Origin of the sequence: Vibrio stylophorae, from assembly GCF_921293875.1 — a bacterium.
Lineage (GTDB): Bacteria > Pseudomonadota > Gammaproteobacteria > Enterobacterales > Vibrionaceae > Vibrio_A > Vibrio_A stylophorae.
The window spans coordinates 500,770-526,851 of sequence record NZ_CAKLDI010000001.1 but is presented as its reverse complement, the minus strand read 5'-3'; the positions used below and the strand labels follow the sequence as shown (position 1 = coordinate 526,851).

General features: G+C 48.1%; 19 protein-coding genes and 1 other annotated feature. Of the genes, 8 read left to right on the top strand and 11 right to left on the bottom strand.

Going from position 1 to position 26,082, the window contains the following annotated elements:
- Positions 1-25: 25 nt before the first annotated feature.
- From L9P36_RS02465 to nfo, 3 genes are all read right to left on the bottom strand, one after another.
- The gene (locus L9P36_RS02465) at positions 26-595 is read right to left on the bottom strand and encodes a hemerythrin domain-containing protein (protein WP_237464632.1); all 570 of its coding nucleotides are present in this window, start codon (positions 593-595) and stop codon (positions 26-28) included.
- Positions 596-686: 91 nt separating this feature from the next.
- Entirely contained in the window at positions 687-1,367 is a 681-nt protein-coding gene (ung, locus tag L9P36_RS02460) for a uracil-DNA glycosylase (protein ID WP_237464631.1), read from the bottom strand.
- A gap of 480 nt (positions 1,368-1,847) precedes the next feature.
- Positions 1,848-2,702: a deoxyribonuclease IV gene (gene nfo, locus L9P36_RS02455; RefSeq protein ID WP_237464630.1), complete on the bottom strand. Its 855-nt coding sequence runs from the start codon at positions 2,700-2,702 to the stop codon at positions 1,848-1,850.
- A 253-nt stretch (positions 2,703-2,955) separates the two neighbouring features.
- Here nfo and grcA point away from each other — a divergent pair, with 253 nt between their 5' ends.
- Positions 2,956-3,333 carry an autonomous glycyl radical cofactor GrcA gene (gene grcA, locus L9P36_RS02450; RefSeq protein WP_237464629.1) on the top strand — a complete coding sequence of 126 codons (378 nt, stop codon included), beginning with the start codon at positions 2,956-2,958 and terminating at the stop codon, positions 3,331-3,333.
- Positions 3,334-3,474: 141 nt separating this feature from the next.
- Positions 3,475-4,347 (top strand): glycerol kinase, encoded by an 873-nt coding sequence (locus L9P36_RS02445; protein WP_237464628.1) that lies wholly within the window; start codon positions 3,475-3,477, stop codon positions 4,345-4,347.
- Positions 4,348-4,432: 85 nt separating this feature from the next.
- Here L9P36_RS02445 and L9P36_RS02440 read toward each other — a convergent pair whose 3' ends face one another.
- The 4 genes from L9P36_RS02440 to thrA all read right to left on the bottom strand — a co-directional run bounded on the left by L9P36_RS02440 (position 4,433) and on the right by thrA (position 11,170).
- Positions 4,433-6,103, bottom strand: a complete 1,671-nt coding sequence (locus L9P36_RS02440; RefSeq protein WP_354004717.1) for an ABC transporter substrate-binding protein — start codon at positions 6,101-6,103, stop codon at positions 4,433-4,435.
- A 367-nt stretch (positions 6,104-6,470) separates the two neighbouring features.
- Positions 6,471-7,754 (bottom strand): threonine synthase, encoded by a 1,284-nt coding sequence (gene thrC, locus L9P36_RS02435; RefSeq protein WP_237464627.1) that lies wholly within the window; start codon positions 7,752-7,754, stop codon positions 6,471-6,473.
- Positions 7,751-8,707, bottom strand: coding sequence for a homoserine kinase (gene thrB / locus L9P36_RS02430; protein ID WP_237464625.1), 957 nt, complete (start codon positions 8,705-8,707; stop codon positions 7,751-7,753). The genes thrC and thrB overlap by 4 nt, the downstream gene beginning before the upstream one ends.
- A 3-nt stretch (positions 8,708-8,710) precedes the next feature.
- The gene (gene thrA, locus L9P36_RS02425) at positions 8,711-11,170 is read right to left on the bottom strand and encodes a bifunctional aspartate kinase/homoserine dehydrogenase I (protein ID WP_237464623.1); all 2,460 of its coding nucleotides are present in this window, start codon (positions 11,168-11,170) and stop codon (positions 8,711-8,713) included.
- Between the two features lie 23 nt (positions 11,171-11,193).
- Positions 11,194-11,307: a sequence feature (Thr leader region), on the bottom strand.
- Between the two features lie 252 nt (positions 11,308-11,559).
- Between thrA and L9P36_RS02420 the strand changes: the two genes are divergently transcribed.
- Positions 11,560-12,036: a hypothetical protein gene (locus L9P36_RS02420; RefSeq protein ID WP_237464621.1), complete on the top strand. Its 477-nt coding sequence runs from the start codon at positions 11,560-11,562 to the stop codon at positions 12,034-12,036.
- Positions 12,037-12,075: 39 nt separating this feature from the next.
- Here the strand turns inward: L9P36_RS02420 and L9P36_RS02415 are convergent, their stop codons facing one another.
- Positions 12,076-12,492, bottom strand: a complete 417-nt coding sequence (locus L9P36_RS02415; RefSeq protein WP_237464619.1) for a DUF3293 domain-containing protein — start codon at positions 12,490-12,492, stop codon at positions 12,076-12,078.
- A gap of 387 nt (positions 12,493-12,879) precedes the next feature.
- Here L9P36_RS02415 and arcA point away from each other — a divergent pair, with 387 nt between their 5' ends.
- Positions 12,880-13,599 (top strand): two-component system response regulator ArcA, encoded by a 720-nt coding sequence (gene arcA / locus L9P36_RS02410; protein ID WP_237464617.1) that lies wholly within the window; start codon positions 12,880-12,882, stop codon positions 13,597-13,599.
- 93 nt (positions 13,600-13,692) lie between these two features.
- Here arcA and L9P36_RS02405 read toward each other — a convergent pair whose 3' ends face one another.
- The 3 genes from L9P36_RS02405 to mnmL all read right to left on the bottom strand — a co-directional run bounded on the left by L9P36_RS02405 (position 13,693) and on the right by mnmL (position 17,567).
- Positions 13,693-14,163, bottom strand: a complete 471-nt coding sequence (locus tag L9P36_RS02405) for a hypothetical protein (protein ID WP_237464615.1) — start codon at positions 14,161-14,163, stop codon at positions 13,693-13,695.
- Positions 14,164-14,167: 4 nt separating this feature from the next.
- Entirely contained in the window at positions 14,168-16,525 is a 2,358-nt protein-coding gene (gene arcB / locus L9P36_RS02400) for an aerobic respiration two-component sensor histidine kinase ArcB (protein ID WP_237464613.1), read from the bottom strand.
- Between the two features lie 103 nt (positions 16,526-16,628).
- A complete protein-coding gene (gene mnmL, locus L9P36_RS02395; RefSeq protein WP_237464612.1) occupies positions 16,629-17,567 on the bottom strand; it encodes a tRNA modification radical SAM protein MnmL/YtqA in 939 nt (312 codons plus the stop codon).
- Between the two features lie 649 nt (positions 17,568-18,216).
- Between mnmL and gltB the strand changes: the two genes are divergently transcribed.
- From gltB to L9P36_RS02375, 4 genes are all read left to right on the top strand, one after another.
- On the top strand, positions 18,217-22,764 hold the full coding sequence (gene gltB / locus L9P36_RS02390) for a glutamate synthase large subunit (RefSeq protein ID WP_237464611.1): 4,548 nt from the start codon (positions 18,217-18,219) through the stop codon (positions 22,762-22,764).
- Entirely contained in the window at positions 22,757-24,223 is a 1,467-nt protein-coding gene (locus tag L9P36_RS02385; protein ID WP_237464610.1) for a glutamate synthase subunit beta, read from the top strand. The genes gltB and L9P36_RS02385 overlap by 8 nt, the downstream gene beginning before the upstream one ends.
- A gap of 187 nt (positions 24,224-24,410) precedes the next feature.
- Positions 24,411-25,106 carry a 5'-methylthioadenosine/S-adenosylhomocysteine nucleosidase gene (gene mtnN, locus L9P36_RS02380; protein ID WP_237464609.1) on the top strand — a complete coding sequence of 232 codons (696 nt, stop codon included), beginning with the start codon at positions 24,411-24,413 and terminating at the stop codon, positions 25,104-25,106.
- Between the two features lie 2 nt (positions 25,107-25,108).
- Complete coding sequence (locus L9P36_RS02375) at positions 25,109-26,062, top strand: cobalamin biosynthesis family protein (RefSeq protein WP_237464608.1); 954 nt, start codon at positions 25,109-25,111, stop codon at positions 26,060-26,062.
- The last annotated feature ends 20 nt before the right edge of the window (positions 26,063-26,082 follow it).

The following is a 26,082-nucleotide window of genomic DNA, read 5'->3' as shown; positions in this document are numbered from 1 at the left end:
GGGCTGCCTTTTTATCATCCAATGCTTAGCTGGCATTTTGATCCAGCGCGAGCTGATAAATTCCCGTATTCAAACAAGCGGCTAAAGCGCGATACTTGCTATCAATATGGTGGCCAAAGAGTGGATCTTCATGATCATGCTGCCACTGCGCTTTAAGCTCTTGCCAATCATCATCGCCAAAATATTGCGCGATTTTCGGTAAAATCACCTGCTCTTCAAGATGTAGATGCAATCGCTGTCGCTCAATATAGGCACCAAGCTTATCGTAAAACACCGACAACGGAATCACCGCATCAAACAGCACCATTTGCACCGCGGTCATAAACTCTTCGGTGATCGACTCCAGCTCCTCATGCTCTCGCGAAAGCTGAATCACGGCCATCGCTTGGTCTGGATAGTAGCGTTTGAAGTGGTTATAAATCAGATCTTCTTTAGGATGGTGATAGTGCTCGGCATGATCTTGCAGATAATCGATAATATCTCGCACTAAATCAAAACGAACTGGCTGCTCCTTGCCAATTGCGCGATGAATATTGGTTAACACCGCCAATAACTGACTCATCTGCCGGTGTTCTTGGTAAATGGATTGCAACATAACGCGCCCCGCGCTTCCCTATAACCTTGCAAATATAGTGGAAATAAAAGCAGGACGCGTCAAAACGATGAAAAATTGTTCAGCAGCGCACTTAAATTTGCGCAGGCAAACACCAGTTGATTGGTGCTTGTCCCTGCTCACTGAGAATGGCATTGGTTTGGCTAAAGTGGCCGCAACCAAAAAAGCCACGATGTGCCGATAGCGGTGAAGGATGCGGACCCGTCAATACATGGTGACGCTGGCGATCAATAAAGCGGCCTTTCTTTTGTGCATGTGCGCCCCACAAAATAAACACCACGCCCTCTTTTTGTTGGTTGATGGCTTCAATCACGCGATCGGTGAAGGTTTCCCACCCCAACTTGGCATGTGAGTGCGCGTGCCCCTGCTCCACGGTTAATACGGTGTTGAGTAGCAATACCCCCTGCTCAGCCCAACTTTGAAGATAACCATGATTGGGAATGGTAAATCCAGGAATATCTTGCACCAGCTCTTTATACATATTGGCAAGTGATGGCGGCGCTTTGACGCCTGGCAGTACAGAAAAACACAAGCCATGCGCTTGATTAGGACCGTGATACGGGTCTTGACCCAAAATCACCACACGCACTTGCTCAAAGGGGGTGGATTGAAAGGCATTAAATACCTGCTCTTGCGGCGGGTAGATCACCACACCCTGCTCACGACGCCTTTGGATGTACTGCATCATCTCTATAAAGTAGGGTTGCTGTTTCTCTGAACCAATCACATCAGTCCAATTAAGCGCTTGGGTCATTTCGCTTATTCCTTGCCAATAAAAGGGCTATTGTACCCAGTTCACCAAGCGCAGCAATCATCCGCCGCATTCATCGTCATCCAGCCACCATGAATACAGGTGAACCCAGCGCTGTGGTGATGCTTGCATCTTATGCTTGGCTTTGCCGCGTAGGACGCTGGGCATGGCTGTGCCGCCAATGGCCTCGTCCAGATTGACTTCGATAAGGTTGTGGGCGTGTTGCCCCTGTGCTTCGTGAGGGTGTATGAAAATAAACAGGCATATTGAGCACTCCTAAAAGTTATCCACGTTTCAGCTGGAAACGCTTTGCTCACACATCACTTGCCAGCAAAGTGTTATGACACATGGTTGACTATAGCGAGGCTCAATATTTGGGTATCAACTGCGGATAAATTTTTGGTTAATTTTTAGTCAATAACATTGCATCTATTAACACCATTGAATCTATCGACATTAAATAGACGCTAAATAAAGGCATCATCATGCATTCTGCTTTGCTGCCAGTTGACGCAATGCTTGAATTTCATCAGGCCAGATCGTTTCATCAATGGTTTCAAGAACCAACGGCATGCCATCAAATCGCGCATCTTGCATGATGAAAGCAAAGCAGTCCCAGCCGATGTGCCCTTGCCCCAAGCTATGATGGCGGTCGACACGGCTACCACAGGTCACCTTGGCATCGTTGAGGTGCATACCACGCAAATATTCAAACCCCACCACCTGCTCAAACTCAGCAAAAGTTGCCTGCGCCGCGGCCGTAGAAGCCAAATCATAACCCGCAGCAAAGGTATGACAGGTATCTAGGCACACACCCACTCGGCTTTTATCTTCGACTTTGTCGATAATCTGCGCCAGATGCTCAAATCGATAACCTAAGTTGGTCCCCTGTCCTGCAGTATTTTCAATCACCGCCGTGACCCCTTGCGTCTTCTCTAAAGTGATATTGATCGACTCCGCAATGCGGTCGAGACAAGCTTCAGGATCAATCTGATTTAAGTGCGAACCCGGATGGAAATTGAGCAGCGTTAAACCCAGTTGCTCACAGCGCTGCATCTCATCTAAAAAAGCATCACGCGATTTAGTAAGCGCCTCGGCATCAGGATGTCCCAAGTTAATCAAATAGGAATCATGGGGAAGAATTTGCGCGGCAGAAAAATTGGCCGCCTCACAGCGACGACGAAATTGGTCAATTACTTTGCTTTCAAGCGGATTGGCCTGCCAGCGGCGCTGATTCTTAGTAAAAAGCGCAAAAGCATTAGCACCAATCGCCAATGCATTATCAATGCAGTGATGGACCCCGCCAGATGCACTGACATGTGCGCCGATATACTTCATCTTGCCACCTTTGGTTGTAAATTTACCACTTTTTGTATTATTTCCACTCAAATGAGCAGAACTGCATTCTAGCGCACAAAAACAAAAAAACACCCATTTCTTGATTTAACTCAATGAAAAACCCTATTGATCCCAAGGAAATCTTGCGGTAAATTGACTCACATCAAGAATAAGTAATACAAATTGCGCTAGCACAAAGCGTGCCGGTGCGTTGAAATAAAACATCATCCTAATTTGATAGGAGTAAAGTCATATGATCACTGGTATTCAAATCACCAAAGCTGCGAACGACGACCTACTAAACTCAATTTGGTTGCTAGACAGCGAAACAAACCAAGCACGTTGTGTTGCAGCCGCTGGCAACTTTAACGCAGATGACACAGTTGCAACTGAAACCCTAGGCGACATCGAATATCGCGAAATCAACCTAGAAGTTGCACCAAAAATTGAAGGTGGCCAACACCTCAACGTGAACGTACTACAACGTGACACGCTAGAAGATGCGGTAAAACACCCAGAAAATTATCCACAGCTAACCATTCGTGTATCTGGTTATGCAGTACGCTTCAACTCACTCACACCTGAACAACAACGTGACGTGATTGCTCGTACCTTTACTGAGTCACTTTAATTGCTCTTAAAGTGACAACAAAAAAAGCGAGCTTCGGCTCGCTTTTTTGCATTTGTTACCATCTGTCCCTTTGAAAAAACACAGCTTTCAAGACAAATAATCGCTAAGATTGAGCCATCACTCCTCGCTGTATTTGCAACCATGTCAAATTCATCGCCAGAAAAACTCTCCACCTCAGCTTTGGCAAAAAAGCGCCAAATCGACCTTAAGACTCTATTTATTCAGCTGCAACAGGCTGGACTCATTGCCCGTCAGCAGGAGCAGTGGCAACTGACCGACCTTGGCCGTCGCCATGGGGGTGAGTATAAGCAAAGTGATAAATTCGGCACTTATATTATCTGGCCCAATGATTTGGATGTTCGCGGCCAAAGTGCGCTGAAACAAGAACAGGGCTATCATTCAGCCAAGCAAATCGCGCATTATTTTTCATTAAGCGCCAATCAAATTAATCTACTGCTACGCGAGCTAGGTTGGCTGCAAAAAGCAACCAAAGGCTGGAAAGTCACCGCCGCGGGTGAACAGATTGGTGGACAGCAAAAACAATCGCAGCAAACCGGTATTCCCTACGCCATTTGGCCTGATACCCTCTCTTTTCATCCGCGCTTACGAGAGCTAGCGAGTAAACTCAAAGGCAATAGCACGCAGGAAAATACCCATCTTTCCTTTGCCCGTTTTCGCGCTCAATTTGCAGCCAAATACCAAGCGCTTGACGGCCACTATGTGCGCCACCAAGGCGAGCTTGAAATCGATAACTGGCTCTATCTTGCTGGTATTCCCCATGCTTACGAGCGTCAGCTGCCAATTGATGAGTTGTGCTTTGCCAGCTTTTACTTACCACAGGCCAATCTCTATCTTGATTTTATTAATGAGGATGAGCAGCATCAGCTTGAGCAAAAGCAAGCGATGATGGATCGCTATCAATTGCGCTGGACCTATCTAAAAGAAAGCGAGCGCGAGATGCTCGACAGTTTGCTAGCCAAACGGTTGTTGGCCTTTGAGGTCATCGCTGAATAGTCAGCCCCCCAAAAACAAAGAACAAAAAACAAAGAACAAACAACAAAAAGCCCAGCAATTGCTGGGCTTTTTCGTAAGCGATGATTTATTTCACAGGCTTCAGATCAAGCACGTGCAAAATACGCTCAGGTGTTCCTTCCCAAACCATTGGACGACCCTTTGGATTGTCCTGTGTCCACCAGCCAGTAAAGCGCTTGGTGTTGTACTGGTAGAAGTTTGAGCCAGACATCACAGGCACGGTTACTTGGTTCTCAGCAATCAGCTTTTGAATCTCGTGCGCTGTTTGTTTTTGCTTGTTGGCATCAGCTGTTTTAAAGAAGCCATCAAGTAGTGCATCTAGCTGGCTATTTTTCCAGAAGTGCATCGCGAAACGAGGCATCCCTTGGCCAGCTTGCAGTTTAGAGTGGTAACCACTATTCCAGTAAGTAAATGGCGTTGGCCCATGGAAGTAGTTGGTATAGGCCACATCGTAGTTACCGTTCACCATCCCTTGGTTATAGATAGAGAAGTCAGGCGTTTTCGCTGTGACTTTAATACCCGCTTCACCAAGCTGCTCAACTGCAAGCATCACCACGTTGTTAAAATCGGTCCAACCATTTGGTGATTGAACTTCTAGCTCAAAGCTCTTACCTGATGGGGTTTCAACAAAGCCGTCGCCGTTTTTATCGACAAAGCCTGCTTTTTTCAACAACGCCTTGGCTGCGTCCACGTTATAAGTCATATATTGCTTATACTGCTGATGCACGCCTTCATCAGACCAGGCTTCAAACGCATAACCCAAGCCCGATGCAAAGTCGTTCACTGTGCCATTGCCATAGTTAGCAATATCAATGATGGTTGCACGGTCAATGGCCATGGAGAATGCACGGCGGAAGTCCACGTTATTCATGGCTTCAGCTTTCGCAGCATCTTTTGACTGGTAGTTAAACATGAAAGACTGAGTGCCCGCAGCTGGATACCAGTAGCCATGGTGCTTCGATGCCTTCATATAAGTACTGTCGATATCAGGAACAAAAGAGCCCGCCCAGTCCACTTCAGAGTTCACCAAGGATGCGAACACCTGATCGTTATGGGTAAATTGTGGTAGACGCAAACAGTCCACTTCAAGCTCTGCGTTATCCCAGTAGTTCGGGTTACGACATTGCACCATCAGGGTTGGGGTAAAGACTTTGATATCGGTAAATGGACCGGTGCCCACTGGATTTGGGTTTTCGAACTCAACCAAGTTGTCGACTTTCGACCAGATATGCTCAGCAACTACTGGTACTTGCACAATTTCATAAGCGGCGTTGGTATTCACTTCAGTCAGCGCAAATGACACTTGGTAGTCATTGATCTTCTTAACTGATTTCACCAACTTGTTGATACCGCGATCGTCAAACTCAGGTTGTGCTTTCAGCAGTTCAAAAGAGTAAACCACGTCATCTGCGTTAAAGGTTTGACCATCTGACCATTTCACGCCTTCACGCAAATCAAAAGTGAGGGTCAAAAGATCATCGCTAAATTTATAGTTGGTCGCCAAACGATACTCAGGTGTATTCCCTTTTAGCTCATTAAAAATCACCAATGGCTCATAGATAAAGTCACGCGCGGTGTGCAAACGTGTTGTGAGATAAGGGTTAAAGTTGCGAAGCAGCTGCGCATTATGGTTTGGAATAATGGTCAGTTGCGATAGACCCGCCAACTCATCGGCTTGGGTAAGTGGCGCAGTCGCGGCCATGGCAAGCGCTAATGCACTCAGGGTAAACTTATTCATTCGGCTCCATCCTCAATCAAATATGAGATAAATCGAGCTTAGATAACCATAGCTTTGCACTTTAGGTAAGCGCGTTTCAGTCACGTTTTTAAACCGAAAATCCTTTGTTTTTCATGAAATTCCGGTCATTTCACATTCCTTTCACCGGACTTGATCAAAAGCCAGCAAATCGCCCCAAATAGTGCGAGATTGACAGCAATTTTTCGCCCCGCTTTGGCGCTTGTGTTCATTTATTACATCAAATTTAACATTGCGACCCAGCTAACAATTCCTGAAAAAGGTCTCGAATTCAGGTCACTCCAAAGACAAAAAGCCATAAAAAAGCGCTCCCAGGAGCGCTTTTTTGAACCATACATCTTTGCTGTGCTTATGGCTGCACGCGACGCAATACCACTTTTAGCTCATCAAAATCAGGCGCAAGCGTCTGAGAAAGCAGTGGCAATTTGGCATGCTTGGCCAAAGGCGCAGGCAGATCAATATCGGTTGCCAGAATCTCATCCACCGCCTCTTTAAACTTGGCTGGATGCGCAGTACAAAGGAATAGACCGTGCTCATCGGCAGCGAGTTGCTCAGTCAATACGCGATAGGCAATCGCACCATGCGGCTCACACAGGTAGCCATCTTTGTACATTGCTTTGAGCGTTTCTGCGGTTTGCGCATCAGTGACCGCGCCGCGACCCAGTGTTTCAAGCCCCCAGCCCATGCGCTGGCATAGCTCTTCAATGCGTGGCCAGTTGTTTGGCTGGCTAACATCCATCGCATTGGAAAGCGTTGCAACCGTAGGTTTCGGAGCCCACTCACCGGTTTCAAGATAACGCGGCACAGTATCATTGGCGTTGGTTGCAGCAATAAAGCGCTTAATCGGCAAACCCATGGCTTTGGCTAGTAGACCAGCGGTCAAGTTACCAAAGTTACCGCTTGGTACAGAGACCACAAGATTCTGGCGTTTTTCAGCAGAGAGTTGAGCCACGGCTTCAAAGTAGTAGCAAATCTGCGCCATCAAACGGCTGATGTTGATTGAGTTCGCGGAGTTCAAACCAATCTCTTGGCGAAGTGCGGCATCATCAAAGGCTTGCTTAACCATGGCCTGGCAAGCATCAAAATCACCTTCAATGGCAACCGTATGAATATTCTTGCCCAAGGTACAGAACAGCGCCTCTTGCAACGGGCTGATCTTACCTTTTGGATAGAGGATCACCACCTTAATGTTGTCCATGCCATAAAAAGCATGAGCAACCGCTGCGCCAGTATCGCCTGAGGTCGCAGTCAAAATGGTGATTTGCCCACCTTCAGAAACCGTTGCTAAAGACTGCGCCATAAAGCGGCCACCAAAGTCTTTAAAGGCTAAAGTTGGGCCATGAAATAGTTCAAGGGCATCCACCTGCGCACTGACTTTCGCTAGGGGCGCAGGGAATTGAAAGGCATTTCCCACCATGCTGCGCACTTGCTCAGTGCTCAGCTCATCGCCAATCAATGCCGATAAAATGGTGGTGCTGCGAGTGATAAAATCCTGCGCAAGGAGCGCATCAATATCATCAAACTGAGGAATATTTTCAGGGAAAAAGAGGCCCTGATTACGACCTAAGCCTTGGCGTACGGCTTGGCCAAAGGAGACTTGCTCGTCTCGCTCTTTAATGTTGTATAGCTTCATAGTGTACTTCCTGTCACTTTTGAACCAAACCCATCTAAGCGACAGATATGGACAAATCCTTCTTCATTTTGCACATAGTTTTGCTCTAACCAGCGCGCGACACGCTCTGCAACGGCCAAATCATCACAAACACTAAACAGCGTTGGGCCTGAGCCTGAAATCCCTGTGGTCAATGCGCCTGCTTGCTTGGCAAATTCACGTGCATTGGCAAAATTAGGCAGCAATTTCTCACGGTAGGGCTCTGCAATCACATCATGGATCATCTCGGCGGCCAGCGCTGGTTGCTGAGAGTAACATGCATGAATAAAGCCGGCTAGGTATCGGCCATGAGCAATCACATCTTGGCGGCGATATTGCGCAGGCAAAATAGCGCGTGCTTCTGCGGTTGAAACCTTGATGCCAGGATAAGCCATGACCCAGTACCACTGGTCAAAACTCGGCACTTGCTGGCTGATAATGCCCTGCGCTTCCACCATCAGTTGCATGCCCCCCAAATAACAAGGCGCTACGTTATCGTAATGAATACCACCTGAGATTTGCCCTTCCATCTCGCCCATCAAACCAAGCAGCGTCATCTCATCTAGCGGGCTGCCATGAAACTGATTGAGCGCATCCAGCGCTGCGACAATAGAGCAAGCACTGGAGCCCAAACCTGAGCCAATGGGCATATTTTTCTCAAGGGTCATGGCCACAGGCTTGAGCGCGACATCAGTTTGCTCAAGTGCTTTGGCAAAAGCTTGCCAGCAAAAATAAACGATATTTTCTTGGCTATCGGCAGGCAATTTATCCACGAAGCGACCGATGCAGCGTAAAGAGAATGGCGAATCGCCATCCTCAACGGCCACGCGATCGCCAAGCAGGGTGCCATCAATGGGCGACACTGCCGCCCCTAATACATCAAAACCAACACTGACATTGCCAATGGAAGCTGGGGCATAAACCACCACACTCATTGCTTATACTCCTAATTTCCAGCCAACCGTGCGCATCAAATCTGAGAACACGCCAGCAGCGGTCACTTCAGTACCTGCGCCATACCCGCGCAGTACCAGCGGAATTGGCTGATAGTAGCGGCTATAGAATGCCAAGGCATTTTCACCATCTTTAATCTTAAACATTGGGTCATCGCCATCCACGGCCATAATACGTACCACGCATTTGCCTTGGTCAATTTCACCCACGTAACGAAGCACTTTGCCCTCAGCGGCGGCTTTGCCAGCCTGCTCAGTAAAGTAAGCATCTGCTTCTGGCAAACGTGCCATAAACTGCTCAACCGAACCGGATGCATCAAAACCCGGTGGCAAGGCAGGCTCAACTTGAACATCATCCAGCTCAAGCTCAAGACCTGACTCACGCGCTAGAATAAGCAGCTTACGCGCCACATCCATGCCCGATAGATCGTCACGCGGATCGGGCTCGGTAAAGCCATTGTCTTTGGCAACGCCAGTGGCTTGGCTAAAGGTCATGCCTTCATCCAATTTGCCGAAGATATAAGAAAGAGAGCCAGACAAAATACCGTTAAAGCGCACTAACTCATCACCAGCTGCAATCAGGTTTTGTAGGTTTTCAATCACTGGCAAGCCTGCGCCCACAGTGGTTTCATACATAAACTTACGACGCGTACCGCGCGCTGCTTGGCGAAGCTGATGGTAATAGTTCATGCTCGCGGTATTGGCTTTCTTGTTCGGGGTGATCACATGGAAGCCAGCAGCGAGGAAATCTGCATATTGATCAGCAATTGCTTGGCTTGAGGTACAGTCCACAATCACAGGGTTAATGATGTGGTTGCGACGCACCATATTGATCAAATCAGATAGCTCAAAAGCACCAGAAGATTGCTCAAGCTGACCACGCCAATCATTAAGGCTAATGCCATCGGCATTGAGCAAACGCTGATCAATGCTGTGCAGCGCACACACACGAATCTCAATGCCTTGACCCAATAGCTTCTCGCCTTGACGAGAAATTTGATCGACCAAAGCACCGCCGACACCACCGACACCAATGACAAACACATCCAGCGCATGGTTGGCGTTAAATAGATTTTGATGACACGCTTTCACCGCAGAAGAAACATTTTCTGCAGGAATTACAGCAGAGATAGCACGCTCAGAAGAACCCTGGGCAATCGCCACCACATTGATATTCATCTCAGCCAGCGCGGTGAAGAATTGTGAAGCCACACCGCGAGAGGTGCGCATACCATCGCCGACCAAAGAGATAATGGCGAGATCTTCAATAAACTCCACCGGCTCAAGCAAGCCATCCTTGAGCTCAAGTTCAAAACTGCTATAAAGCGCTTGCTCTGCGCGATCGCGATCTTCTTGCTCGATACAAAAACTGATGCTGTATTCAGATGAAGACTGAGTGATCAATACAATAGAGACGCCAGCTTGCGACATCGCACCAAATACACGCGATGCCATACCCACCATGCCCTTCATGCCCGGACCTGACACGTTGACCATGGTCAGTTTATCTAGGGTAGTGATCCCTTTAATGGCCAAACCATCTTCACCGGCATCTTGGCCAATTAAAGTACCTGGCGCTTGCGGGTTAAAACTGTTTTTAATCAGACAAGGAATTTGGAATTGGGCAATAGGCGCAATGGTTTTTGGATGCAGAACCTTGGCACCAAAGTAAGACAGCTCCATTGCTTCTTGGTAACTCAAGGATTTCAGTAGACGAGCATCCGGCACTAAACGCGGATCGCAGCTATAAACGCCATCCACATCCGTCCAGATTTCACAGCAATCTGCGCGTAAACATGCCGCCAGTACCGCCGCTGAATAATCAGAACCGTTACGGCCCAAAGTCACCAACTCGCCTTTGTTGTTACCGGCAGTAAAACCAGCCATCAAGCCTACATGGTTTTGTGGAATGGGATTGGCTCGGAAGTTCAGCGTTGAGCGCTCAATATCAATCATCGACTCAAGATAGTCATCATGACCCACGAGATATTGCACCGGATCGATAATATAAGCTTGATGACCACGCGCTTCTAAAACAGCTTTCATGGCGGCAATTGAAAGTCGCTCACCTTTACAAATGATTTTGGCGTAGACGTTATCCGGGCATAGGCCAAGTAATTGAATGCCATGCAGGTATTGCTTGAGTTGACCCACCAACTTTTCCAATGCTTGGAACAGTGGTGCGCTATCTAGCTTGCTTTCTGCTTGCGCCAGACCATGAAATAGCTCGGTAAAAATACGCTCAATTTCACCGATATGGATTTCAGCTTCACCTTTTGCAACTGTGTCTTCAACAACTGCAACCAAATGGTTGGTAATTTTTGCTGGTGCAGAGAGCACCAGTGAAACAGGGCCTTGACATTGATTGCTGACCACGATGTCAGCGACGCGCAGAAAACGCTCTGCATTGGCCAGCGAAGTGCCGCCAAACTTGAGAACTCGCATCCTTTCCTCCAGTTCCTTCTTGGATAAAAAAAGCCCGCACCTTGTGGGGTACGGGCTCATTTGTCTATTCGTCGAGTATCAGCCCACCCCAACACTAATGGTGCCGGTAATAATGGTGGTGGTAATGGTACGAACTACGAATGCCATCAACTGATTACTCTTTTAAAACGTGCTGTTACAAGTACCGCATCGAACTAGCCGAGTCAAGCAAACAAACAAAAAATAATCAATTTGTCGAAAATTCGATCGAAATAATCCGTTAGCATTTTCACAATTTGAGCGATTTTGTCTGGAAAAAGAAGAAGCGACCTCTCATCTTGATGTTCAAAATATGACCACCGCATTCAATCACGCTAATCTAATGACAGTTATTTAGGAAGCGAATCGCCATGATCCATTGCTATGGTTCAAGGTTTGCACAGGGACTGGCCGGATTTTTATTGTTATGTGCCTCAGTGAGTGCAGAAAACCTTTCAGAACCATCAAACAACAGCAGTAAACATCAATGGTATCTGACCTCTCAGAGCCAGTCGCAGCAGTTTGCCCTATGGCAAATTGACAGCGGCTATCGCTACCGCATGTACGATCATTTCCAGCTTTATATCGGTACGCGCATGATCACTGGCGACAACTTACAGCAATCACAAAAAGGCTTTACCAGCGGACTGCAATATCAGGTGTCTGATCGGTTAAGCTTTACCACTGGCATCACCGCTCCAGCGCCAAGCGATGATTCACCCGCCAACAGCCAAACCGAGTTTGAGTTTTCTAGCCAATATCAATTTGAACACTTCAATTTGAACGCCAGCATGGATGTTAAAGAACAAGATAGCCAGCTCAGTTTTGGCATTGGCCTTAATTTTTAGCGCCGCTTTTAGCTCGATTCAGCTCACTAATTGGCCCAATTATGACGCGATAAAATCAGCAAACTCACCAAGCTCTGTGATGGAAAAAGATGCCATCAATACAGGGTCCAAATAGAGCCGCCCATTCTCCACCCAATAGATCGCGTTTTGCTGCCAATGCGCCGCAATTTTGTGCGCTTGTTGACGCGAGCAAAACAACGCAAATCCCGGCTCAAACCAACTACCATCAGTCGCGCCACCATTCATCCTTTGAAAACCCAACTGCTGAGCGGTTAATTGCTCGACTAGGGCAAGATTTCGCTGCTGATTTTCAGCCAGTGATAATGGCTGACTTTTGGGATTCCAGGCGGTTAAAATTGCGAATGCAGTCCCCTGTAATGGCGCATCAAATTGAAATTGAATATCAAAGTAGCTTTGCCAAAGCGGTAACATTGATTCTATTGATGAATTTGACATCGATTGCATTCCAACAAAAAAACAAGATAAGTAATTGAAAATTAGCGTAGAGTTGTCAACTAAATTGGGCTTTCTGATTTGACTTAAATCAACAAAGTCGTCGGTTTTCCCCTTGTGATTTCGGTTCAGATTGTGGCGATATAGTGAAGTACATACAATCTGCCTTAAAATGGCGACTTTGAGCGAGGCCAACGGCGCAGAATTATAACGGGTGAAATACCCTAAGCGCCCTATTTTTGCTCACTTTCACCGCATCGATATCACAAAGCAGTGAATAATTGATAACTGGACAACACTTACTGTTGATCCATTTTGCTTGTATATAACGTTTTTCGCTAAAATTCGGCGATTATTATTGCTATTTTGGACCCTTGTTTAGGTAATGCCATGCAAACCCCGCAAATTTTGATTGTTGAAGATGAACATGTAACCCGCAATACCCTCAAAAGTATTTTTGAGGCGGAAGGTTATGTTGTTTACGAAGCCAATGATGGCAACGAGATGCACCAACAGCTCTCAACCCACACCGTGAATCTTGTGATCATGGATATCAACCTACCAGGTAAAAACGGCCTATTGTTGGCGCGTGAACTACGCGAAAAAGGCGACACAGCACTGATGTTTTTGACTGGTCGTGATAATGAAGTGGATAAAATCCTTGGCCTAGAAATTGGTGCCGATGATTACATCACCAAACCTTTTAACCCTCGTGAGCTTACCATTCGTGCCCGCAATCTATTGACCCGCGCCATGAATCAAAGCTTGCCACAGGAAGAACGTAAAACCGTTGAACGCTACCAGTTCAATGGCTGGACGCTTGAAATTAACAGCCGTGCACTCGTGAGCCCAAGTGGCGACTCCTTTAAATTGCCACGTTCAGAATTTCGTGCCCTGCTACACTTCTGTGAAAACCCAGGCAAAATTCAAACCCGCGCCGATCTTCTGAAAAAGATGACTGGCCGAGAACTGAAACCACACGATCGCACCGTTGATGTGACTATTCGTCGCATTCGTAAACACTTTGAATCGATTGCTGATGGCCCAGAAATCATCTCCACCATTCATGGTGAAGGCTATCGCTTCTGCGGTGATCTAGAAACGCTATAAAGTTTGCTTTGGTGCATCACCTATTTTTACGCTCCGCAATGCGGAGCGTCTTTTTAGGTCACGAAGAAGAAATCCATTTATCGACTGATAGGCTTAGTAAACAGCCTGTACTCGCACTTGCCTTTGCTGTAATACATATAAAGCATCGTCGTGTTCAAAAATCAGATATACATCCACTGGCTGTGATTGATCCACTTTAGCCAATGCGCCTTTATCTAGGCGCCAAATATCCGAATCTGTTGACTGATGCATTTCAAATTGATGCTCTGCTAAGGTCATTACATGGCCAGGCTGGCGCATCACAACTGTCTTGATTTCGATATCTTGAGGAATGACCCGCGCATTCCCGAGTAAACGAACACTGGCCATTGGCATTGTGCTCTGGCGGTCGAATTGAGGGCCTTGATTGAGAAAGATTGCGGCATCCATATCCAGAGGTACCGCTTGCAGTAAGATCGAGTCACTGGCCGAGGCCATAATTTCTGACGTTCGTAACTGACTATATTGTGGTTGTGCGCTACAACCCACCACGGTCAGTAGCGCGAGCACAGCCATCCATTTCATGGTTTCACCCCTCTTGTTGGGCTAACCAGCTCCTTAGTAATTCGACATCTTGCTGGTAGCTACTTTTTATCTCATCAACCCAAGAGTTGATGTTCTCCCACCAAGCAGGATGATCCGGTGATTGTGCTTTTTGGGCCACCTGTTGGAGGTGTTTTAGCCCTATGGAACTTGCTGCGCCTTTCATTTTATGCGCCTCGCTGGTAATCCCCTGTTGATCGCCTGCGACCAAATTACCTTCGAGTAAAGCCAGATAGTCAGGCATCATGGCTTCAAACATATCAATACTTTTGAGCATTGGCTCGACACCAACAATCTCGACATAGGACTCTAACATCTCTAAATCTAGAACGGCCTCGAGTTGTTGCATGTTAATTTTGACATTCGTCTCATTTTTGAGTGCGTCGGTTTCAGTGAAAGCCGCGTCATCCTTGAGGACGCGCCGATGAATCACTTGTCTAAGTGATTTGACACTCAGTGGCTTAGTCACCACATCGATAATGCCATGCTCACGATACTGCGCCTGATCCCGCAATACATTGGCGGTCAGCGCAATCAGTGGCGGCAAGGATGCGTAGCGCTGATGCAATCGCTCAGCGACCTCCAGCCCTGTAATATCGGGCAGCTGAATATCCAGTAGCACCAAGTCATATTGCTCTGGTTCAAATTTGGCCAGCGCCTCTTCACCGGTCATCGCCACTGTCACGCTGTGGCCAAGACTTTCAAGCAAACCTTGAGCAATGGTCACATTCAGTGGCACATCTTCGACCATAAAGACGCGCAGATGCTGCTGCTTCTCAGTTGGCATGCTATCGCTTGGGTCGGCTTGCTGTACCACGGGCACTGTAAGTCGAATAACAAAACGACTGCCTTCGCCCTCTTCGCTATCGAGGATGATCTCGCCGCCCATAAATTCAATCAATTGCCGCGATACTGACAAGCCAATCCCCGTCCCCATGGCATGCAGATTGTTCTTGCCACTTTTCACCTGATAATACATGGCAAAAATCTTGTCTTGTTCTGCCTTGGGGATCCCAATACCGGTATCTTCCACTTCAAACTCAAGCTCTGCTTGATCGCCAATAATTTCAGCGCTGACGCGTACATCAATATTCCCTTCAGGGGTAAATTTGATGGCATTACTCAGCAGATTCCAGAGCACTTGTCGCAATCGCGTGGAGTCCACCTCAATATGATGTGGCAGATCGGTTAGCTGATCGCACTGAAAATGCAGCCCCTTCTCTTCAGCCAGCAAGCCCACCATATTTTCCATATCTGCAACAAAGGCATGAAAATCGATAGCGCTTGGCCTTAATTCCAACCGGCGGCGGTCAAATTTATCGATATCAATGAGATCATTAAAGATGTTGCCAAGCGTAATAGCGCTGATATTGATGGTGCGAATATAGTTGCGCTGATCATCAGAAAGCGGCGTATCAAGCAGCATGCGACTTAAGCCGACAATGCCATTAAGCGGCGTTTTTAACTCATGACTAATAGTGGCGATAAAGGTGGTTTTTTCCTGACTGGCTTTTTCCAAGGCTTCTTGATAGCGCTTACGTTCGGTGATATCACGGCCAAAGCCTACCACCCCCATTCGGTGTCCATCTCGGCCGTAAAGTGGGGTCTTACTGATCTCCATACAAACTTTGCGGCCATCGGGGTAGTTCATCCACTGCTCATAGCAAAGCGACTCACTGGTGGCAAAGACCTGCGCATCAGTCTGGGCGATCTCTTTAGCCACTTTGTGGGTATACACTTGGTGCGGCGTTAGGCCCTGAATATCCTGCTCGGTCATACCGATCATCTCTTCCAGCGCGCGGTTACAACCTGAGAATACGCCCTCTTCATTACGGTAATAGATGATATCCGGCGAAGCATCGAGAAATGATCGCAGTAGCAAACTTTGCTCTGCAGCTTCCAACTGCGCGCGCTCACGCTCAAAGACTTCAGCCTCTAAATCAGCAAATGCCGCTTCACGCTCTTGCTCTGCGCGTCGACGCACTTCAATCTCTTCATTAAGCAGTTCAATGTTGGCTTTGAGCTGCGCATTCAGCTCTAAGTCACGCTCACGCATCACTTCCAGCTTATGGATAAATTTGGTCAAACGCTGGCGAGACTCTTCGAGCTGATCCACCACCACCGAAAGAAAATACACCGCCCACGGGGTAACCAAGAGACCAAAGAAGATCGAGCGAACAATATCCACATCATGAACGCGACCTTCAACCACCAAGGTCAGGCCAATTTGTACAAACATCGCCAAGGCCACCAGCGCGATCGCCAGTAGCATACTAAATCGCACCAAGCCCAATTTGACCAAAAGGTCGACGTAATATTGTGCGAGCTGTTTGATTGGTTTCATGATGAAAAATTGCTCCCTCTGTGAACCTGTATCTTAACCCAAGCCCACATAAAAAAATGCCCAGCGCTAAGTCTGGGCAACAAATCCGTGATCAAGTCTCAAATTACTTTAGTACTGGCGCGGTATAAACAAAGCTTTGATTCAATGCGCTGCCCTGTGCGCCATGCTGATTTAAGTATTCTGCAACCGCATGCATCATTTTCCAGCGCCCTTCACACCAAAGTGGCGCCAGTAAGGTTGGACGCCTTGCCGAAGCCGTCACGCGATGAATGATCACCTCAGGCGGGGTGTGACGAATCATCTCTCCTGCCGCTTCAATATATTGCTCAAGACTAATCACCTGCTGTCGCCCCGCTTGCCAAGCCTTGGCCATGGTGCTGCCTTCAACAATATGCAGAGGGTGCAATTTCAAACCGTCGGTACCCACTGCCAAAGTGCGATTCAAGGTTTGCATATAATCGCTTTGCACTTCACCCGGCAGGCCCATAATTAAATGTGTGCACACCTTTAATCCACGTGCGCGCGCTTTTTCGCAAGTCGCAGCATAAGCAGCAAAGTCATGGCCTCGGTTAATGCGTTTGAGGGTTTGATTATTGGCGGTTTGTAACCCCAGCTCGAGCCAAATTTCATAGCCTTGCTGATGATATTCAGACAATAGGTCAAGCACCGCATCCGGCACGCAATCAGGCCGCGTCCCCACACACAAACCGACAATGTCGGCACTTTGCAGCGCTTCTTCATACATTTTTTTCAGCAGCTGCACCTCAGCATAGGTGCTGGTGTAAGCCTGAAAATAAGCTAAGTAACGCTTAGCTCGGGTGACTTCATCAGCGCGCGCTGAAAGCTGCTCACGAATACTATGACGCTGCGTGGATTCATCAGCAAAAGAGGCAACATTACAAAAGGTGCAACCACCACGGCCCAAAGTGCCATCGCGATTCGGACAACTAAAACCACCATGTAAGGTGAGTTTATGTACTTTTTCGCCATAACGACGTTGAAGATCTTGGCCGAAGGTATTCACCAACTGATGTAACTGCATGAATAAAAATGCTCTTTGTTTTGCGCGCTAAAAAACGGAAGTCGCGACGGAGAAAATCGCCGGAAATATTAACATAAAGGCATTTCTGACCACAGGGCGGAAATAAAAATGAAGGAAAACAAGATATAAATGAGAATAAATTACATTTTCACAAAAAATTATCGTTTTATAGTCGACTGGCTCACAAACAATTGTCACGTTGCGCATCTCGCAACAATCAATCATTAGTGGATATCACTATATTTTAGATATCATCCGAATTTACACCCTTTTTCGTTACGTTTATCCACCTTAACTTGGATTTAATTTTAACAAAGCTTTAATTTTTTAATGGTAATTACTAAATCAAATATGTAGGATAGTTTCATACGCGACTATTTTTTGGTCGGTTTTTTATTCGAAAAATATGAATTTTCCCAATAAAAAACCTAAGAAAATAAAGTTAACCGTGATAATAACCTGTCACAGTTGAGCTTAACCGAGTTTTGTGAGGTGATTCACAATGCCAGGTGCATCACAAAAACACATCACAAACCTCACTTTTTACGCCACGGCATCCTGCCATATCAATTGGGCGTAGCGAAAACATGATAGGGATAAAAGCAGTCGCTGGTCGCAGCGAAACTGCGTCAACTGGAAGGACGTATCTATGACAGATAATGCGCAAACTGCTCAGGGCCTGTACGTGCCTGAGCTTGAGCACGATGCCTGTGGTATCGGCTTTGTTGCCCATCTAAAAAACCGCAAATCACACCAAATCGTCAGCCAAGCATTGGAAATGCTCGCGCGTATGGAGCACCGAGGTGGCCAAGGTTGTGATCCTTGTAGCGGTGATGGTGCAGGGATTCTTTTACAAAAGCCCCACGAATTTTTCCTTGAAGAGACCCGAGACCTTGGGTTCAATCTTCCCGCCTTTAACCGTTATGGTGTCGGCGTCGTACTTTTCCCGCAAGATCCACATCAACGTCAACAATGTCGTGAAATTCTAGAACGTAATATCAAGCGTCTTGATCTGGAACTGATTGGCTATCGTGAACTGCCAACCGATAACTCAATGATCGGCGCCGATCCCCTGAGTACTGAGCCGCACTTTGAACACGTGTTTGTTACCGGTGGTGAGCAGTGCGATCCAGCTGTGCTTGAACGTAAACTCTATGTTCTACGCAACTATACCGTGCGTATCTGTCTTGAGAGCGTGTCAGGTATTGAAGATAACTTCTATATCAACTCCTTCTCCTATAAGACCTTGGTCTATAAAGGTCAGTTGACCACAGCGCAAGTCCCGCAATACTTCCTTGATTTGCAAAACCCAGCCATGGTGACCGCACTAGCGCTGGTACACTCACGCTTTTCCACCAATACCTTCCCGAAATGGCGTTTGGCACAGCCTTTCCGCTATATCGCACATAATGGTGAAATCAATACTGTTCGCGGCAACCTCAACTGGATGCGCGCACGTGAAGCAATTCTTGAGTGCAAATTATTCACGCCAGCCGAGCTACAAATGCTGCTGCCGATTTGCCAAGAAGGAAGTTCTGACTCATCCAACTTTGATATGGCGCTCGAGCTGTTGGTGCTCTCTGGCCGCAGCCTGCCGCACGCCTTAATGATGATGATTCCTGAAGCATGGCAAGAGAACAAAAATCTCGACCCAACCATGCATGCTTTCTATCAATATCATGCCACCTTGATGGAACCTTGGGATGGCCCTGCCTCTGTTTGTTTCACCGATGGTGTACAAGTGGGGGCCACACTAGACCGTAATGGTCTGCGTCCATCACGCTATACCGTGACTAAAGATGATTTCCTAATCATGGCATCCGAGTCTGGGGTCATTGAGATTGCCCCTGAAAATATTCAGCTTCGTGGCCGTTTGCAGCCAGGTAAGATCTTTGTAGCGGACCTTGAGCAAGGCCGTATCATCTCTGATGAAGAGGTGAAACGGGAAATCGCCACCGCACAGCCCTATGAGGCATGGGTTGAGAAAAACCTATTCCCAATCACTGAGCTGCCAGAGCCTGAAAATCTGCATCAGCAACCAACCTCAGAAACGCTGCTACATCGTCAACAAGCCTTTGGCGTGACCAGTGAAGAAGTCAATGAGATCATCATTCCCATGGTGCGCGATGGTAAAGAGCCATTAGGTGCGATGGGGGCTGACTGGCCATTGGCGGTGCTGTCACACCAATCACAGCATCTCTCTCACTACTTTAAGCAGCTCTTTGCTCAGGTCACCAACCCACCGATCGACCCGATCCGTGAGCGCATGGTGATGTCACTGAAAACTTATCTAGGTAAGGATCAGAACCTATTAGCAGAAACGCCTGAGCACTGTCGTAAAGTCGAGCTTGAAACCCCAATTCTAAGCAACAGCGAACTTGAGAAACTGCGCGCCATCGATAACGATCACTTGCAAGCCAAGACGCTCGATATCGTATTTCGCGCCAGTGAAGATCAAGGCAAGCTTGAGCGTGCACTGAAACGCATCTGCCAATACTCAGAAGATGCGGTCACCGATGGTTACTCGATTATTGTATTGACTGACCGCGCGGTGAACTCAAACCACGCCGCAATTCCAGCGATGCTGGCAGTGGGCGCGGTGCACCATCACCTGATCCGCAAAGGCCTGCGCGCCAAATGTGACATCGTGGTGGAAACAGGCGATGCCCGTGAAACCCATCACTTTGCAACACTTGTGGGCTATGGTGCTAACGCAGTAAACCCATATTTGGTGCATGAGACTATTGTTGAGCTGCAGCGTAAAAAACGCCTCAATCAAGACCAAAGTGCCGAAGTGCTGTTTGAGCAGTACCGCAAAGCGATCAATGCCGGCCTATTGAAGATCTTCTCGAAAATGGGGATCTCCACCCTGCAGTCCTATCATGGCGCGCAAATTTTTGAAGCGCTGGGGATCAGCAAAGCTGTGGTGGATAAATACTTCACCGGCACAGTGACTCGTATTCAAGGTTTGTCCATTGATGACATCGCCAAAGAGGTGTTGATTCGTCACCGCTTTGGTTTCCCAACTCGTGAAATTCCAATGCAAGTGTTGGATGTCGGCGGTGTTTACCAGTGGAAACAGCGTGGTGAAAAACACCTGTTTAACCCTGAAACCATTCACCTATTGCAAAACTCAACGCGCAACAAAGACTACGCTCAGTTCAAACAATACTGCAGCGCAGTGGATAGCCAAGGCGACAACGCAGCCACCCTGCGTAGCCAATTTGAGTTTATTAAAAATCCTGCGGGTGCGATTCCCCTATCGGAAGTGGAGCCAGCGGAAAATATTCTTAAACGCTTTGCCACAGGTGCCATGAGCTTTGGTTCCATCTCTCATGAAGCACACTCCACCTTGGCCATCGCCATGAACCGCATTGGCGCTAAATCCAACTCAGGTGAAGGCGGCGAAGACCCAATTCGCTTTGAGCGAAAAGACAATGGTGATTGGGAACGCTCAGCGATCAAGCAGGTTGCTTCCGGCCGTTTCGGTGTGACCTCTTACTATCTGACCAATGCCGATGAGCTTCAGATTAAGATGGCGCAAGGTGCAAAACCAGGCGAAGGTGGTCAGCTACCAGGCCATAAAGTGGATGATTGGATCGGCCGTACCCGCCACTCCACCCCAGGGGTTGGTTTGATTTCACCACCGCCGCACCATGACATCTACTCCATCGAAGATTTGGCACAGCTCATTTTCGATCTGAAAAATGCCAACCGTAAAGCGCGTGTCAACGTCAAGCTAGTTTCTGAAGCTGGCGTCGGTACCATTGCCTCTGGGGTTGCGAAAGCCAAAGCCGATGTTGTACTGATTGCCGGCTTTGACGGTGGTACAGGTGCATCACCACTGTCATCAATTAAACATGCTGGTCTGCCATGGGAGTTGGGTCTTGCTGAAACGCACCAAACCCTACTTCGCAATGGTCTGCGTAACCGAATTGTGGTGCAGTCTGATGGTCAGATGAAAACACCGCGTGACCTCGCCGTTGCCACCCTACTCGGTGCCGAAGAATGGGGTGTAGCTACCGCAGCCTTGGTGGTTGAGGGCTGTATCATGATGCGTAAGTGTCACCTCAACACCTGCCCTGTCGGTATCGCAACGCAGAACAAAACCCTGCGTGAGCGCTTTGATGGCCGTGTTGATGATGTGGTCACCTTCTTCCAATACATGGTTGAAGGCCTGCGTGAAATCATGGCAGAGCTTGGTTATCGCACCATCAATGAAATGGTGGGCCAATCACAGCACCTACGTGTGCGTCGCGATATTGGCCATTGGAAATATCAAAACCTCAACTTGGATGTGGCACTTTATAAAGAAGAGCCGCGCGAAGGCGATGGCATGTACTGCCAACGTCAGCAAGAGCATGGTTTGGATATGATCCTTGATCGTCAGTTGATTGAAGCAGCGCGCTCAGCGCTTGAGCAAGGGCAAAAAGTGGATGCTGCATTTAAGATCGTAAACACCGATCGCAGCGCCGGTACCATGCTCTCCAATGAGATCTCCAAAGTCTACAAAGACCAAGGGCTACCACAGCCAATGACAGTGAAATTCAACGGCAGTGCTGGACAAAGCTTTGGTGCCTTCCTAGCCAAAGGCGTGACCTTTGAAGTTGAAGGCGATGCCAACGACTACTGGGGCAAGGGCCTATCAGGCGGTACCTTGGTGCTTTATCCGCATACCAATAGCGATATTGTGGCCGAAGAAAACATTGTTGTCGGTAACGTTTGTTTCTACGGCGCGACGTCAGGTGAGTCCTATATTCGCGGTATCGCAGGTGAGCGCTTCTGTGTACGTAACTCAGGTGCCAGCGTCGTCGTCGAAGGGATTGGCGATCACGGTTGTGAATATATGACCGGCGGTGTGGCCATTATTCTCGGTAGCACAGGTCGTAACTTTGCCGCAGGCATGAGTGGTGGTACGGCTTATGTTTGGGATCGCGATGGCGACTTCAACAGCAAACTCAACCCTGAGCTGGTTGATCTTGATCCGCTTGATGCCGAAGACATTGCACTGCTGCAACGCATGATCAACAACCAAGCGCAGCTCACTGGCAGTCCAGTGGCGCAAGCCTTCCTTGATAACTGGGAAAGCAGCTTGCAGCAAATGATCAAAGTGATGCCACGAGATTACAAAGCCGTGCTAGAAAAACGCAAAGCAGAAGCCAATAACAAGGAAGCATTGGAGGCCGTCAATGGGTAAGCCAACTGGATTTTTAGAGTTCGGCCGAGAGTTGCCGGGTAAAAAGGACCCAGCGGTTCGTATCGCCGATAACAAAGAGTTTGTTTTAAACGATGAGTTTGGAGACAAGATCTTTGAGCAAGCGTCACGTTGTATGGATTGTGGTGTACCGTTTTGTCACAGCGGTTGCCCAATTGGCAACATCATTCCCGAGTTTAACGATGCGGTTTACCGCGATAGCTGGGAAGAAGCGTGGCAAATTTTAAGCTCAACCAACAATTTCCCTGAATTCACAGGTCGGGTTTGTCCCGCGCCTTGTGAAACAGCCTGTGTTTTGGGTATCAACCAAGATCCCATCACCATCTGTAACATGGAAAAAACCATTGTTGAGCGCGCCTATAAAGAAGGTTACGCCAAGCCCAAAACCCCACGTTCGCGCAGCGGTAAAACCGTGGCGATCATCGGCTCAGGTCCTGCGGGACTGGCGGCTGCAGAGCAGCTCAATAGCGCCGGTCATAGCGTGACCGTCTTTGAGCGCGATGAAAAAGTGGGTGGCTTGCTACGCTTTGGTATTCCTGACTTTAAGCTAGGCATGGATATCATCGATCGTAAAATCGATTTGATGCGCGAAGCTGGCGTAGAGTTCGTGGTCAATGCCCATGTGGGTGTCGATGTGAGTGCCGCGCAAATTCAGCATGACTATGATGTGGTGCTACTCACTGGTGGCTCAACCGTACCGCGCGATCTACCGATTGATGGCCGTTCACTCAAGGGCGTTCACTTTGCCATGGAGTTTTTGGGCCAGAACAACCGCCGTGCCAATGGGATGGATCTGAAAACGCAAGAGATTCACGCCAAGGGTAAACATGTGGTGGTGATCGGTGGTGGTGATACCGGTTCAGACTGTGTCGGTACCTCAAACCGTCACGGCGCTACGAGCATTACCCAAGTGGAAATCATGCCAGTGCCACCAGAAAAGCGTCCAGCCAATATGCCATGGCCGCAATATCCGATGATTCTTCGCACCTCGACCTCGCATGAAGAGGGCTGTGAGCGTCATTGGAATATTTTGACCAAGGCCTTTATTGATGATGGCCAAGGGAACGTCAAAGCGCTACGTATCGCCGATATCGTCTGGCAAGACGCTAAGCCAGGCGAGCGTCCAAGCTTTACCGAAGTGGAAGGCTCTGAGCGTGATATCCCTTGCGATCTCGCCTTCTTGGCCATGGGCTTTTTACATCCAGAACCATCGGGTGTACTGGCGCAGCTTGATATTGCCTTGGACGATCGCGGCAATGTGGCGACCACGGATTTTCAAACCAACCAACAAGGTGTATTTGCCGCTGGCGATATGCGCACTGGTCAGTCTTTAGTGGTTCGCTGTATCAACGAAGGGCGTGAATGCGCCCGCGCCATTGACCAATACTTGATGGGTAACACCCATCTTGAAGCGAAAGCGGATTCTTTAATGCTATCGTGATAATAAAAACGACCTTCCAGTTTTGCCAGCCCTATAAGGGCTGGCTTTTTTATACCCGAAAATTAGCTTTTGAGTTACACCTTCCTAAAGCTCAAAAGCGCAATTGAAGCGGTTTCACCCCGCTGACTTGATAGAAATTTATGCTAGACTGAGCGCCTATTCTGATAAAACCCAAAAGAACCATATTATGAAAATCGGCATTATTGGCGCGATGGAACAAGAAGTCGCGATCCTCAAAGATCAACTAGAAAACCTGACACAAACCACTATCGCCAACTGCCACTTTTATACTGGCAACCTCAAGGGCCATGACGTGATTTTGCTGCAATCTGGCATTGGTAAAGTGGCTGCCGCTGTAGGCACCACCCTATTACTTGATCACTACCAACCAGAAGTGGTCATCAACACTGGCTCTGCAGGCGGTTTTGATCCATCACTGAATGTCGGTGATGTGGTTGTTTCAACAGAAGTGCGCCATCACGATGCCGATGTCACTGCGTTTGGTTATGAAATTGGTCAAATGGCCAGCCAACCTGCGGCATTTATTGCTGATGCAACTCTCATTGCGCAAGCTGAAGCAGCCATTGAAGCAAGCCCAGAGCAACATGCCGTGCGCGGTTTGATCTGTACTGGTGATGCATTTATCTGTAGCAGCGAACGCCAAGCACAAATCAAAGCCAACTTCCCAACCGTAGTTGCCGTTGAAATGGAAGCCTCTGCCATTGCGCAAACCTGTCATCAGTTCCAAGTGCCATTTGTAGTGGTTCGCGCTATCTCTGATGTAGCAGACAAAGCCTCACCAATGAGCTTTGATGAGTTTCTACCACTAGCGGCTGCACGCTCATCTGAGATGATTGTGCGCATGCTTGAAAAAATGGCCTAATCATGACGGCGTGGCATCTATTGGAACATCACCTTGCGCTTTTTACTTTTTGGGGCGCGCTGCTGTTTCATCTTTTATTGCCACTGCCCAATACGCTTTCACCTTGGTCTATCTATCAACGATTGGCTAAGGTGATCGCGCAAAAGGTCAATCAACCGCATAATTCACGCCAACAAAATCTGATCTCAGGCTCCATGACTTGGGCGCTATTTTGGTTTCCAAGCTTGGTGGTACTGATTGCCCTTTCCACTTTAGTCAGTTCACCTTGGCTATTGGATGCTGCGCTGCTTTGGCTTAGCCTTGGTTGGCGTCCACTGCAACAAGTTAGCCAGAGCTTGATCGCCAGCTTGGCGCAAGCGCACAAAGAAACCAGTCGACGCATTTTGGCCGCGAAACTCAATCGACAAACGGAAAGCCTATCGGAAAATGGACTAGGCAAGGCCACCGCAGAGCTGATGATCCTTGGCTACGGTCGCGAAGTTGTCGCCGTGCTATTTTGGTATGGCTGCTTTGGTGGCATCGGCGCCGCGATGTATCGTTTGACCTTAACGCTGGCGCGCACTTGGTCGCCTAGCCGCAGTGAATTTTTTCCCTTTGGTACCGCGTCGACCAATATTCTCGCCTTAGCCGATCTCATTCCGCTGCGCCTCTTTGCACTTTTATGTGCCTTTGGTAAGCGAGGCAAACAAGCATTTTCCGGCATATTTCGCCAAGCCAAACTCTGGTTTTTACCCGGCCCAGGTTGGCTGCTTTGCGCTATTGCCCATCAATATGATTTAAGTTTGGGTGGCCCAGCCATTTATGGCGACAACAAACGTCAGCGCCCACGCATCGGCGGCGTACGTGTGCCCAGTGCCATTGAGCTTGCGCAGCTTCATCGCCAACTGAACTGGCGACTTCTAATCTGGCTAGGCCTACAAAGCGCATTATTTTTTGCGCTTCACACTCTCATTTAGCTTGCCACTATCAAGGACTG

Bases quoted from the DNA above. Each gene is read 5' to 3' on its own strand.
- L9P36_RS02465 (WP_237464632.1), bottom strand. From the start codon at position 595: ATGTTGCAATCCATTTACCAAGAACACCGGCAGATGAGTCAGTTATTG.
- ung (WP_237464631.1), bottom strand. From the start codon at position 1,367: ATGACCCAAGCGCTTAATTGGACTGATGTGATTGGTTCAGAGAAACAG.
- nfo (WP_237464630.1), bottom strand. From the start codon at position 2,702: ATGAAGTATATCGGCGCACATGTCAGTGCATCTGGCGGGGTCCATCAC.
- grcA (WP_237464629.1), top strand. From the start codon at position 2,956: ATGATCACTGGTATTCAAATCACCAAAGCTGCGAACGACGACCTACTA.
- L9P36_RS02445 (WP_237464628.1), top strand. From the start codon at position 3,475: ATGTCAAATTCATCGCCAGAAAAACTCTCCACCTCAGCTTTGGCAAAA.
- L9P36_RS02440 (WP_354004717.1), bottom strand. From the start codon at position 6,103: ATGAATAAGTTTACCCTGAGTGCATTAGCGCTTGCCATGGCCGCGACT.
- thrC (WP_237464627.1), bottom strand. From the start codon at position 7,754: ATGAAGCTATACAACATTAAAGAGCGAGACGAGCAAGTCTCCTTTGGC.
- thrB (WP_237464625.1), bottom strand. From the start codon at position 8,707: ATGAGTGTGGTGGTTTATGCCCCAGCTTCCATTGGCAATGTCAGTGTT.
- thrA (WP_237464623.1), bottom strand. From the start codon at position 11,170: ATGCGAGTTCTCAAGTTTGGCGGCACTTCGCTGGCCAATGCAGAGCGT.
- L9P36_RS02420 (WP_237464621.1), top strand. From the start codon at position 11,560: ATGATCCATTGCTATGGTTCAAGGTTTGCACAGGGACTGGCCGGATTT.
- L9P36_RS02415 (WP_237464619.1), bottom strand. From the start codon at position 12,492: ATGTCAAATTCATCAATAGAATCAATGTTACCGCTTTGGCAAAGCTAC.
- arcA (WP_237464617.1), top strand. From the start codon at position 12,880: ATGCAAACCCCGCAAATTTTGATTGTTGAAGATGAACATGTAACCCGC.
- L9P36_RS02405 (WP_237464615.1), bottom strand. From the start codon at position 14,163: ATGAAATGGATGGCTGTGCTCGCGCTACTGACCGTGGTGGGTTGTAGC.
- arcB (WP_237464613.1), bottom strand. From the start codon at position 16,525: ATGAAACCAATCAAACAGCTCGCACAATATTACGTCGACCTTTTGGTC.
- mnmL (WP_237464612.1), bottom strand. From the start codon at position 17,567: ATGCAGTTACATCAGTTGGTGAATACCTTCGGCCAAGATCTTCAACGT.
- gltB (WP_237464611.1), top strand. From the start codon at position 18,217: ATGACAGATAATGCGCAAACTGCTCAGGGCCTGTACGTGCCTGAGCTT.
- L9P36_RS02385 (WP_237464610.1), top strand. From the start codon at position 22,757: ATGGGTAAGCCAACTGGATTTTTAGAGTTCGGCCGAGAGTTGCCGGGT.
- mtnN (WP_237464609.1), top strand. From the start codon at position 24,411: ATGAAAATCGGCATTATTGGCGCGATGGAACAAGAAGTCGCGATCCTC.
- L9P36_RS02375 (WP_237464608.1), top strand. From the start codon at position 25,109: ATGACGGCGTGGCATCTATTGGAACATCACCTTGCGCTTTTTACTTTT.